The organism is Candidatus Hydrogenedentota bacterium (assembly GCA_018005585.1).
GTDB lineage: Bacteria > Hydrogenedentota > Hydrogenedentia > Hydrogenedentales > JAGMZX01 > JAGMZX01.
The window spans coordinates 1-12,136 of record JAGMZX010000167.1 but is presented as its reverse complement, the minus strand read 5'-3'; the positions used below and the strand labels follow the sequence as shown (position 1 = coordinate 12,136).

The 12,136-nt window shown below is 66.4% G+C and carries 6 protein-coding genes; 2 read left to right on the top strand and 4 right to left on the bottom strand.

Annotation, left to right across the window (positions count from 1 at the left end; all coding sequences use genetic code 11):
• On the bottom strand, positions 1-3,221 hold a 3,221-nt coding region (locus tag KA184_20530; GenBank protein ID MBP8131973.1), incomplete at its 3' end, for a choice-of-anchor D domain-containing protein.
• A 185-nt stretch (positions 3,222-3,406) separates the two neighbouring features.
• Between KA184_20530 and KA184_20525 the strand changes: the two genes are divergently transcribed.
• Positions 3,407-5,806 (top strand): hypothetical protein, encoded by a 2,400-nt coding sequence (locus KA184_20525; GenBank protein ID MBP8131972.1) that lies wholly within the window; start codon positions 3,407-3,409, stop codon positions 5,804-5,806.
• A gap of 159 nt (positions 5,807-5,965) precedes the next feature.
• On the opposite strand, the gene KA184_20520 is transcribed toward KA184_20525, so the two are convergent.
• The 3 genes from KA184_20520 to aroA all read right to left on the bottom strand — a co-directional run bounded on the left by KA184_20520 (position 5,966) and on the right by aroA (position 10,140).
• Entirely contained in the window at positions 5,966-7,006 is a 1,041-nt protein-coding gene (locus KA184_20520) for an OmpA family protein (protein ID MBP8131971.1), read from the bottom strand.
• A gap of 96 nt (positions 7,007-7,102) precedes the next feature.
• On the bottom strand, positions 7,103-8,731 hold the full coding sequence (aroC, locus tag KA184_20515) for a chorismate synthase (protein MBP8131970.1): 1,629 nt from the start codon (positions 8,729-8,731) through the stop codon (positions 7,103-7,105).
• A 131-nt stretch (positions 8,732-8,862) separates the two neighbouring features.
• On the bottom strand, positions 8,863-10,140 hold the full coding sequence (gene aroA, locus KA184_20510) for a 3-phosphoshikimate 1-carboxyvinyltransferase (protein MBP8131969.1): 1,278 nt from the start codon (positions 10,138-10,140) through the stop codon (positions 8,863-8,865).
• 682 nt (positions 10,141-10,822) lie between these two features.
• Here aroA and KA184_20505 point away from each other — a divergent pair.
• On the top strand, positions 10,823-12,136 hold a 1,314-nt coding region (locus tag KA184_20505), incomplete at its 3' end, for a TolC family protein (GenBank protein ID MBP8131968.1).

Genomic DNA, 12,136 nt, shown 5'->3' with positions numbered 1-12,136 from the left:
GCCAAAGCAAGCGCTGTTCCCGCGAGGATGGCAACGTCGCCCCAGCCGGAAGCGGCCGAACCCGCCGCCGCGCCGCAACTGAATACGGGCAGGGGCGTGGCGGACCCGTAGAGGTCGATGATGACCGGGCCATCGCCGCCGGTGAAGGTGACGGAGCCCGTATAGTCCTGCGCTTCCTGCGGGGCAAACCGTACGCGTACCTGCATGCTCTGTCCGGCCGCCAGCGAATAACTGGACGCGCCAGCCATGGAAAACGCCGCGCCGGTGACGCTGGCCGAGCCGGTCAGCACGCCGCCGCCCGCGTTGCGCACGGTGAACAGTGTTTCCGGCGTTTCGCCCACGGACCAAGCGCCGAAGTCGTAGCCGCCCGCCGGGTCGGGCGTCACTTCGAGCCGTGCGCCCTCTTGCTGCGGGACCGTGAACGACCCGTCCACCGTGGCGGTATCGACGGCGCCGTCGTTCAGACGCGTGAGCGACCCGAAATGCAGAGCGCCGCCCGTGGACCCGGCCTTGACGGTAAACACGAGATTCAGCAACACGCCGCCGCCCGTGGCCGCAGTCGCGCCGGACGCGGAGACGGTGACCACGCCGCTGCCGGCATTCGCGATGGGGCCGAGCCACCCGTTGGTCATTGCGGTGTTCTGCGCCTGCACGAATTCAAGACGATTCGCCGGGAACTCGATCTGCACGCGATAGCTGTAAACGCCGTCGGCGTTGTTGATCCGGACGGGAACGGTCCACGCGGCGCCCGCCGCAGGGAGCGTCAAGTTCTGCTCTATTGAAAGCGTGCGCAGGCCACCCGCATCAAGGGCATGTGCCTTGCCGGGACCCGTGCCGTTGCAGTTGGTATCCGCCGGGAAACAGTCGATCAGGCCCACGTCATAACGCAACGCGAGCGACGCGTCCAGCCCGCCCAGAATACCGTCGCCGTTCAGGTCGGCGCCGGGCGGGACATTCGGGCGCGTGTACAGCACGTTATCGGGGCAGCCGCGCAGCGCGTTCAGCAGCGCCACGTCCCAACGCAGCATCAACGCGGCGTCGAGACCGCCCGCGATACCGTCGCAGGCGATGCCGGGCTGGTCGCCGGCCGCGTTCGCGAGGTCGCCCCACCGGTACTGCGGCGCATTCGGCAGGTACGAGCCGCCGTCGGGCGTGCCCAAGGCGATTTGGCCGTCGTTCAGTTTCAAAAGGTCCGGCCGGCAGAAGCTGAGGCTGCCGCCCGTGCCTCCGCTCGGCAGCGAGAAAGTCAGGCGCACGAGCGAGCCGCTGCCCGACAATGCCGCAGTGCCGCTGCCGCTCACGACGACCATGCCGCCCTCGTTGTTGGGCACGAGACTCCAGCCGGCGGTCAGCGAACCGGCCTGCGCGCTCACGAAACTCAACTCGCCTGGATAGCAGACCGCCACGCGGAAACTCAGCACGCCGCTCGCGTTGTCGACCTGCACCGGGACCTCGATGCGGTTGTTCGCGGGCGCGATGTTCTCCGGAATGCTCAGGATACGTCCGGGACCGGGGGGCGGCTCTTCGTCATCGGGCGTGCGCGCGCAGCTTTCCGGCGATGCGCCGCTCTCGCCGCAGGCGTTAACGGCCGTCACCTCGAAGCAGTAGTCCGAGTTCGGCGTCAGGCCGGAGACCATGATCGTCGTTACATTGCCTACGGATGCGCCCGAAGCGGGCGTGCCCGGCGCGCCGCCGTAATAGACGCGATATTCGGCCGCGCCGCCAGACGCGGCCCACGTCAGGCGAATCTGGCCGGTGCTGCCGCCGGGCGTGGCTTGGAGCGACGCGGGCGCGGCCGGGGGCGTGCACGCGGCGCCATGCTCATAGAAGCGACCCACGAGATTGAATACGCCCGCGATGAGTTCCTGCCACACGACCAGGAACCAGCCGTCCAGCGCGGCCACAGTCGGGTGCAGTTGGTCCGCGTCCGTGCTGATGGCGGCGAGGGCGTCACCGGCCGGCAAGCCGTCGTAGGAGAACTCCATCGTCAGGATGTCGCCGTCCACGTTGCTGTAATCGTGCCGCCACGTGGCCAGGAACACTTCGAAATAGTCGTCCCACGCGACATCGGGCTCGACGTCGAAGGTGTTCGAGTCGTAGGCGATGTAGGCTGTGGGCGTTTGCATGGCGCCCGACGCGCTGACCGGCAGGGCACCCGCGGCCAGGTCGCGGTCGCTCGCGCTCTGCGCGCTTTCCCAGACGGCCAGCGCGATGCCGTCGACCGGGTTGTAGGCAACGCTCGGGTCCGTTTCCGGCTCCGGCGTGCCGGTGATCATCCGTTCCGCCTCTGGCGCGCCGTCCCATGCAACGGTCGAGGCGTAGACGTCCCAGTCCCAGTCGTCGACGGGGCCGGTGTTGTCCGCGTAGAGCACCTGATAGGTCACGAGCGCGCGGTCGTCGTTGATGCGCACGGCGTCGGGGAACGCGGCGAGGTCCGCAACCAGGGATTCCGCGCCGAGGTTGATTGCCTCACCGTCGAGGTTCACGCGTATGGAGTAAAGCTGAATGTAGCCGGTGACCAGGGAGTAGTCTTCCGCGGCGCCGAAGAAGACAACGAAATCGCCGAAGCCGGTATAGGTCACCGCGGGCGCGAACTCCTCGTCGTTCAATCCCGCGATTAGAAACGACTCGCTGAGATTTTCGCCTGTCTCCGAAACCAACGCGCCGTAAATATTGCTGTTCTGCCCTTCAAAGTCCTCCCACACGATCAGGAACACGCCAAGGTCCGGCGCATAAGCGATGTCCGGCGCAAAACTGTCGGCGGTGGCGGTGTCCACGGAGACGCCGATGAGCGGCGCTTCCGGGTCGAGAGGGACTACGACCGCCACGATGTCGCGATCTTCCGGCGACCATTCCCATTCCGCCGCCATGACGTAACCCGCCGCGCCCGCCGCCATTTCCGCGCCCGTTACGTGGCGCGGATCATCCGTAATCAGGAAATCGCTGCCGGAGAAGTCTTTCGCCGCATCCGCATCGTGCGCCGCGCGCCTGCGCGGCACGGCGCTATCTTCGGCCGCGCCGCGAACCGCGCCGTCGATGTTGGGGGCAACGGTCTTGCCCGCCGACTTGGCATCGGCGCCCCGGAACGTGGCGGGGCGCAGCGTGCTTTCGTCGCGCGGAGCGGCGATGGCCGTAGCCGTCGCGCCCAGCAGCACCAGGGCTGTCAAGGCAAGGCTCCATCCCGAGGGCATGGTTGGCATAGGTCTTGTCAGGTATCGCATCTTGGCGCGCTCCTTTCCTCTCCTCGCGTCGTCACAGGCGAACGGGCGCGGGCACGGCCGGAGTCAAGTGACCTGTTCTCTCTCGGCTGACTGGACGACGTGCGGCGCCGGGGTATTCATGCGGTGGTGTTCGAAGGTTCGCAACGGTCATAATGCGCGAGGGGAAAGAAGGAGGAGTAATTCGTATGTTGACCACGTGTTGCGTGATGTTGTGCGCCGTCGCGGCGGCGCCCGCCGACGCCTTTCTGAACGCCCGCCCCGTCTGGCCGGAGGGCCGCGAGACGGAAAAGAACCTCACGGTGGGTTTCAGGGCCGTTTTCGACGCGCCCGGCGACGCTTCCGTCGTGTTGCGCGTGACCGCATCCCCCATTTACCGCGCATTCGTGAACGGCGTCTTCGCGGGGCACGGCCCCGCCCGCGCCGGGCACGGTTACTACCGCGTCGATGCATGGGACATCACGCCGCTGCTGCAACCGGGCGAAAACGTGGTCGCCATCGAGGCCGCGGGTTACAACGCAAACAGCTACTACCTGCTCGATCAACCTTCCTTCCTGCAGGCGGAAGTCGCGGCCGGTGAACAGGTGCTTGCGGCCACGGCGGCGAATGACGGCGGGTTCTCCGCGTTGCTGTGCGGGGAGCGGGTGCAAAAGGTCCAGCGATTCAGCTTCCAGCGTCCCTTCTCGGAGGTGTACCGGCTCGCGCCCGGCTTTGACCGGTGGCGCAGTGACGCCTCTGTTGCTTTGACACAGGTGGCGCTGACCGAGACCCCGGCAAAGGCGCTGCTGCCCCGCCGCGTGCCCTATCCGCGTTTTGACGTGCTGTCGCCGGTCGCGCACGTGGCGTGCGGGGCGGTCGAGCGCTTCGAAACCGACGGCCGCCTCTGGAAGGACCGGAGCCTGACCGATGTCGGCCCGAATCTCGGCGGTTATCCCGAAGGGGAGCTCGAGACCATTCCTTCGATCGAGATGCAGCACTGGCGCAACGCTTCCCTGGAACCCGTGGACGCGCCCTATATCGCGGGACGGCCCTTGCCGCTATCCGCGATGCGTTTTCAGACCGTTGATTTTGGACGCAACCTTACGGGTTTCCTGCGCTGCCGCGTTGCTTGCGCGGAAAACACGCGCCTCTACGTGCTGTTCGACGAAATGCTGCTCGACAACGACGTGAATTGGCGGCGGCTCGGCACGGTGAGCATTGTGGCGTACGAACTCGCGCCGGGCGCATACACGCTCGAGAGTTTCGAGCCCTACACGCTTCGTTACGCGAAGTTTGTCGCGCTGGAGGGCCAATGCGCGCTTGAAGACATCAGCCTGCGAACCTATGAAAACCCGGAAGCCGCGCGCGCCTACTTCGCCTGCTCGGACCCGCGGCTCAACCGCATCTTCGAGGCGGGCCGCGCCACCTTTGCGCAGAACGCCGTGGATATCTTCATGGATTGCCCCTCGCGCGAGCGCGCCGGGTGGCTGTGCGACTCCTATTTCACGGCTGAGAGCGCGCTTGCGCTCTGCGGCAATACGACGGTCGAGCGCAATTTCCTCGAGAATTTCGCGCTGCCGCCGCGCTTCGCGCATCTGCCCGAGGGCATGTTGCCCATGTGCTATCCGTCGGACCACTACGACGGCGTGTTTATTCCGAACTGGGCGCTGTGGTGCGTTGCGCAGGCGGGCGCGTATCTCGAGCGCAGCGGCGACCGCGAGACCATAGACGCGCTGCGCCCGAAGATTCTTGGCTTGTTCGAGTATTTCAAGAAGTTCGAAAATGCGGACGGCCTGCTCGAGAAACTCGAGAGCTGGGTGTTCGTCGAGTGGTCGCGCGCCAACGACTTCACGCAGGACGTGAACTACCCGTCCAACATGCTGTACGCGGCGGCGCTCTCCGCCGCGGCGCGGCTCTACGAGCTGCCCGAGCTCGAACAGAAGGCTGGGCGCCTGCGCGAGACCATCCGCGCACAATCCTTCGACGGCGCGTTCTTCATCGACAACGCCGTGCGCAAGGATGGCGTGCTGCAGCGGACGGACAACAAATCCGAGGTGTGTCAGTATTTCGCGTTCTTCTTCGACGTGACATCGCCGGAATCGCAGCCGGAACTCTGGCGCGTCCTGCGTGACGAGTTCGGGCCGCATCGGAAAGAAAGCAAAGCCCACCTGGACGTGCATTTCGCGAACATGTTCGTCGGCAATATTCTCCGTCTTGAACTGCTGTCGCGGTTCGGCGCGCACCGGCAGCTCACGGAGGAACTATGCGGTTATTTCCAGCGAATGGCGGAGACCACGGGCACGCTATGGGAGAATGACGGCGCTTATGCGAGCCTGAATCACGGGTTCGCGTCGCATGCCGCGGTGTCGCTCTATCGCGACGTGCTGGGCATTCGCGTTGATGCCGTGGCGGGGAAAGTCCAGGTGCGCTTTCCGGAGACTGGGGCGACGTGGTGCGAAGGTGTTGTGCCCGCGGGCCAGGATGCGGTTTGGTTGCGCTGGGAGCGGGACGGCGGCCAAGTCCGCTATTGGCTGCGTGTCCCGGCGGGATATACCGAAGACGTTCCGCAGGATTCCGCCTCTGTGCGGATGGATGCCGCCGCGCGGTAAAACTGCTCGCCGGCCGGCGGCGCCGCGGTTGGTCCGCGGTCGCACGCTGGCTGGAATCAGCCGTGATTCGGCACGCAAACACGCCGTGGGGGCGAGCCACGTCTCGCTCCCGCGTTGCCGCGAAGAACACCCGTGCGTTCGACTACGCCAAATCCCTGCCTACGGCAACGCTTTGATTTCGACGCGCCGGTTCAACTGCCGGTTCTCGCGCGTGTCGTTCGGCGCCGCGGGTTGCGACTCGCCGAAGCCCTGCGCGCGGATGCGGTCCGCGGCCACGCCACGCTGCTGGAGTGCGTTGCTCACGGCGTTCGCGCGTTTTTCTGAGAGCGGCTGGTTGTAGGCGTCCGGCCCCAGCGCGTCCGTATGCCCTTCCACGGATACCGCCATCCACGGGTTTGCGTTCACCGTTGCGGCGGCGGAGTCCAGGATAGGCTGCGCGTCAGACCGGATGTCGCACTTGTCGAAGTTGAAGTAGACCGTACCAAGCAGACCACCCGCGCCGGCTGTGCTGACAGCGGCGCCGGGGGCAAGGAACACGTCGTGCACGAATTGCTGCATGCCGCCGGCCGTCGCGATATCCCGCGCCATGCGGAAGGTGCCGCACATGCTCAGGGTGGCCATGTTCTCGAGCAGTTTGCCGCCCGCCTCGTCCGCGCCGAACTGCACGGTGTGGATGCAGATTTCGCCCGGATAGCTGTTGATAATCTCCGTGCAAATATCGAGCACGGCGGTCGTGTCCGTCCTGCCGTCCGAGAAGACGACCAGCGCCGTATTGCCCGTCGTGGCGTCGAGGCCCGGTTTCAGGCGTTCGAGCACGGTCGCGAGCGGCGTGGATCCCTTGAGCCAATATAACTGGGCGACGGCGCCCAAAAAGGCGGCCCGGTCAAACAGACCGGGATTGTGCTTGAGCCAGCGGCTGGATGTTTCGCCGCCGTAGGCGAGCATGGCGGCAGTGTACGTGCCGGCGGGCATGGCCGTCACGAAGGAACGCGCCAGCTCCTTCGCCAGCGGGAATTTGTCGTTGCCATACATGGAGCCGGACGCATCGATAATCAGGATGACATTATCGATCTTAATGTGCTCCTGCGGCTGAGGAACGACTTCCGCGGCCATCTGCGACTCCAGTCTGCCGGCTGTCTGGCAGCCGCCGGCACCCAAGACCGCAAACAAGACCAACGCAACAACAAAATACCGGTTCATGGCGTGCTCCTTTCGCACGAAAAAGCTCTCATGGCCCCGCTCCCTCTGTACAGGCCCCTATCATACGGCGGCGCGGCGCGGAACGCAATCCGGGCATTACGCCAGCCCGACCGGCTCCCATTGGGCGGCCCAGTCCGGGCGCAATCGCGCCTGCACTTCCCAGATGTCCAGCATGGTCAAAGCGGCCATGCTCTCGACCACGGGAATGGCCCGGGGCACGATGCAGGGGTCGTGGCGGCCGTGTACTTCGATGGTTTGTTCGTGTCCTTCTTCGTCCAGCGTGTGCTGCTGTTTTGCAATGGACGACGTCGGCTTCACGACGAGGCGGAGGATAATGGGTTCGCCCGTGCTGATGCCGCCGAGGATGCCGCCGCAGTTGTTGGAGCGGAACCCGGCCTTGTCCATGTGGTCGTTGGATTCGCTGCCGCGCAGGCGCGCGAGCCGGAACCCCAGCCCGACCTCGACGCCCTTGACCGCGCCGATAGTCATCAGGCCCGCGGTCAGGCGCGCATCGAGCTTCGCGAACACGGGGTCGCCCAAACCCGGCGGCGTCCCGAGAATATCTAACTGGATAATGCCGCCGACGGAGTCGCAGTCCTTGCGTGCGGCGAGAATGGCCTCCGCCATCCGCTCGGCCGCCGCGGGGTCGGCGCAGCGGACCGGGTTCTGCTCGATGGCGTTATAGTCGCAGGTTTCCGCGGGAATCCCGGCGATTTCGACCGCATGCGCGACGATACGCACGCCGCGCTTTGCCAGAATCTCCCGCGCCACGGCGCCGCACGCCACGCGGCAGGCCGTCTCCCGGCCTGAAGACCGCCCGCCGCCGCGATAATCCCGCAAACCGTACTTCCGGTAGAACGTGAAATCGGCATGACCGGGCCGGAACAGATTCCTGATGTCGTCGTAGCTGCGCGATTTCTGGTCTTCGTTGTAGATGAGCATGCAAATGGGCGCGCCGGTGCTCTTGCCCTCGAAAACGCCGGAGAGGATATGGACCCGGTCGCTTTCCTTGCGGCGGGTGACGAGATTGCTCTGGCCGGGTTTGCGCCGGTCCAGTTCGCGCTGAATGAGTGCTTCGTCAATCTCGATTCCCGGCCGGACGCCGTCGAGTACGGCGCCGATGGCGGGCCCGTGGCTTTCGCCGAAGGTGGTAACGCGGATGATTTCGCCGTAGGTGTTGGCGGACCGGCAATGGATCGCGAGTTCTTCGCTGATGCGGTCCAGCACGAGCCCGGCGAGCTGTTCGGGCGAGCCGTCCGTCGTGTCCACCACGATATCGGCATAGGGCCGCAGCACGTCTTCGCGAAACGCGGCCTGCTCCTCGTATTTCCGCTTGCCGTCCGGCCCCACGAGCCAGGGCGGCACGCCGTCCTTAGTCGCGCGTTCCCAGAGCACGGCGGGGTTGGCCGTCAGGCACACGACCAGGGCATTACTGCGCAGCGTGCGGCGCGAATCCGGGTCCATCATGATCGACCCGCCCGTGATGACGATGTGCCAGTCCTTTTCGGCGCATTCCCGGGCCACGTCGCGCTCCAGCTGGCGGAAGAAGGTTTCGCCGTGTTCGGCGAAGATCTCGCGGTAGCGCATGCGGTGCCCGTCGCGCAATTCGTGCAGGTCTTCGATCATCCGGTCCGTCTCAACCGTGCGGAATCCCGTCCGTTCGGACAAGACGGCGCCGATCGCGCTCTTGCCAGCGCCTTTGGGTCCTGCCAGCACAATCTTCATGGTAGTGGTCGTGTCCTTCGAACGTTGCGAGTACGCCGTTCGCGCGCCCCCGAGGCACTACGGGGAAACGTGCGCGGCCCGCCACCCATTCCCGCCCCGAGGCGCGGCGCGGACGCGGCGGCGGCCGCTCGTTACGCTACCACGCGCGTGCGCGCGCCGAGCGCATTCAGCGATTCCAGGAAACTCGGGAACGTGACGTTCACCGCCTCGAAGCCGTGAATGACCGTCGTGCCGGACAACAGGGTGCCCGCAATGGCGAGCGCCATGACAATTCGGTGGTCGCCGCGGCCGTCCACCTCCGCGGGATGCAGCGCGCTCTCATGCACGACGAGACCGTCTTCCAACTCCTCGACGCGGGCGCCGAGTTTTGTCAACTCCTCGCGCATGACGGTGATCCGGTCCGTCTCCTTGAAACGCGCCTGCGGAACATTTGTCAGCCGGGTCGCGCCGTGGGCGAAGCACGCGAGCGCCGCCATCATAGGCAGCGCATCCGGCGTCGCGTTCAAATCTATCTCCCGGCCTTCCAGACGCCGCGCCGAAACGCGGATGCCCGCATCCTCGACGCACACCCCGGCGCCCATGTCGCGCAGGTAGTCCACCACAGCCTTGTCGCCCTGCGGATCGGCCATGTCGAGGCCCAAGGCGGTTACCTCATTGTCCGGGAGCGCTCCCGCCGCGAGGAAGAATGTTGCCGACGAAAAATCTCCCGGTATCCGGCAGTCCAGCGCCGGGTAGGCCTGGCCGCCGGGTATGAGGAACTCGCGGAGGTCATCCGCGTGCTCGACGCGGATGCCCTCGCGGCGCAGCCACGCCAGCGTCATGTTCACGTACGGCGCTTCGTGCAGCACGGGCACGCGCAGCCGCGTATCGCCATCCGCAAGCGGAGCATTAATCAGCAAGGAGGTAACATACTGGCTGCTCATGGCTTGCATGGTCGTCTCGCCGCCGCGCAGGCGGCCCGACACGACAAAGGGCGGGCAGCCGTTGCCGCGCGTCGAGCGCACCGAGGCCCCGAGGTCATTCAGCGCTGCCTCGAGCGCGCCGCTGGGGCGCCGCCTCACCTGGCCGTCGCCGGTCAGCACGGCCGCGCCCGAGCGCAGCAACGCCGCGCTGCCCAGGGCGACATTCATCGTGGTCCCTGAGTTCGCCACGTCGATAATGTCGTCCGGCGCATGCAATGCGCCGCCCGTGCCGCACACGCGCCAGCATGCGCCCTCGTCTTCGATGGCCGCGCCGAGCGCGCGGTAAACGCGAAAGGCCGCGCGCGCGTCCGCGGAGTCGAGAGGGCGGCGGATCACGCTTGCGCCCTGCGCGAGAGCGCTGATCGCGACGGCGCGAATCGTGTGCGACTTCGAGCCGGGGATTTCGACCGTGCCCCGGAGGTTGGAGCGTTCCACCAGCAGTCTCACTCAAGGTTCTCCTGAAAACCGCGGATTGCGGTTCCTTTTTCCCCGACGTGCCGCCGTGTCGGGAATTTTGCGAAATAGGGTAAACGTTTGGGAAAATACATCATAGTCAGCCTTGGTGTATGTGTGCAAACCTTCAGGGTGCCGAAGCGATGCAAAAACAGCCGGGAATGTCTGCGCGGCGTCGTGCCTGGCGCGGAGTCGCGCTCGCTTTTCTGGCTGCACTGCTTTCGCTGCCTCCCGGCGCCGCGGGGGCTGTGCTTTGTGTCTGCCATAGTGGCCATGTGGCTTTCGAATCCGTATGCACGCCTCAAACCTGCCGTTCCGAGCCCGGTAACGCCGGTCACGGCGCCGTAGGCCCGGTCTGCGATGACCCGGAGGGCCATTCCTGCGCGGATATCCCAATCCCCGCTCAGCGGCATTTGTTTGACGCGTCGCGGTCCAAGACACCCGTTAATGGGCTCGGGGGTATGCGCACGGCGGTTTTCGCCGTGTTGTCCGGCGGCGCAACGGCGCTGTCCCCATCGCTGTGTTCCCCCGAAGCCGCCCCGGAAGCCCGGGCGTTGCTCGCCGCGTGTGTGGGCGCCGTCGTCCTGCGCTGCTGAACTCCCCCCGTTCCCTGTTCCCATTCCCTGACCCCCGTTTCCTTCCCCGAGTGTCCCTCGGGAGAACCGGAGAAGTATCCATGGTTTGCCTTATATTCTTGCCGCTGGCCCTCGTGATTGGAATAGCGCACGCTGCGGAAACGCCAGCCGCTGCTGTCTCATTCGAGGAACCGGCGGGCGTATTGACGCTGGACCAGGCGCTGAGCGCCGCGCTGTTGGGCAGTCCGCGGCTCGCGGTGTATTCGTGGGAAGTGCGCGTTGCCGAGGCGCTGGCCCTGCAGGCGCGGCTGCGGCCGAATCCGGAATTGGAGATTGAGGCGGAAGGACTGCGTTTCAACGACGGGCCGGACAGCGTCACGCGCTCCTATGCAGGCGGACTGTCCCTGGACGGCGTCACGTTGTCGCCGACTTGGGGCGCGGGCAGGGAGCGCGCTCCGGGCGCGGGCGGGTTCCTCGATGGTGCGGAGATTACGCTGGCGCTGTCGCAACGGGTCGAACTGGGCGGGAAACGGGCCCGCCGCATCGCGCTGGCGCACGCCGAGACGGACGTCGCCCGCTGGGATTTCGAGGCGGTGCGCGCAGACGTGCTCGCGGAGACGGCGCGCCGGTTCGCGGCAGTGCTCGCGGCCCAGGAAAAGGCAGCATTGGCCGGGGACCTGGAGCGGATCGCATACGAAGTGCAGCGCGCCGTTGCCGCGCAGGTGGAAGCGGGGCAGGTCTCGCCCCTGGACCTGCGTCGGGCCCGGGTCGAGACGGAACTGGCGGCCATTGACTTGGCATCGGCCCAGCGGGAAACCGATGCGCGGCGGGCCGCGCTCGCGGCCATGTGGGGTTCGGCGGAGGCGCGCTTTGAACGGGCGGCGGGCGCGTTGAGTCCGCCGCCGGACCTGCCGCCGCTCGCGGAATTGGCCGGCCGTGCGCGGGCTAACCCCGATGTCGCGCGCTGGCAGAGTGAGTTGGCCCGGCGCGAGGCGGCGCTGAGTCTGGCGCGGTCGCAGCGCGCGCCCGACCTGACCGTCATGGCCGGGCTCGAATGGGGGAAGACCACGGACGAGCAGGCGCGCGCGGTCTCGCTCGGCAGTTCCGGGCTGGAGTTCGTACGCGAACGCGCGGACTATGACCGGGACTCCGACGTAACGTTTACGGTCGGCGTCTCTGTGCCCCTGCCCTTGTTCGACCGCAACCAGGGCAACATCCTTGCAGAGACGCACCGGCTGGAACAGACGGCCGCGCGGGAACGCGAAGCGCGGACCGATGCCGCCGCCGGCATCACGATGACGTACGCTGAGACGGCGGCGCGCCGCGACGAATACGTGCGTCTGCGCGACGTCGTGCTGCCCGAACTGGAAGACACGCGCCGGTTGACGATCGAGGGGTATCAGGAGGGCAAATTC

Excerpts from the sequence above, each read along its gene's own strand:
- KA184_20525 (MBP8131972.1), top strand. The coding sequence starts at position 3,407 with ATGTTGACCACGTGTTGCGTGATGTTGTGCGCCGTCGCGGCGGCGCCC.
- KA184_20520 (MBP8131971.1), bottom strand. The coding sequence starts at position 7,006 with ATGAACCGGTATTTTGTTGTTGCGTTGGTCTTGTTTGCGGTCTTGGGT.
- aroC (MBP8131970.1), bottom strand. The coding sequence starts at position 8,731 with ATGAAGATTGTGCTGGCAGGACCCAAAGGCGCTGGCAAGAGCGCGATC.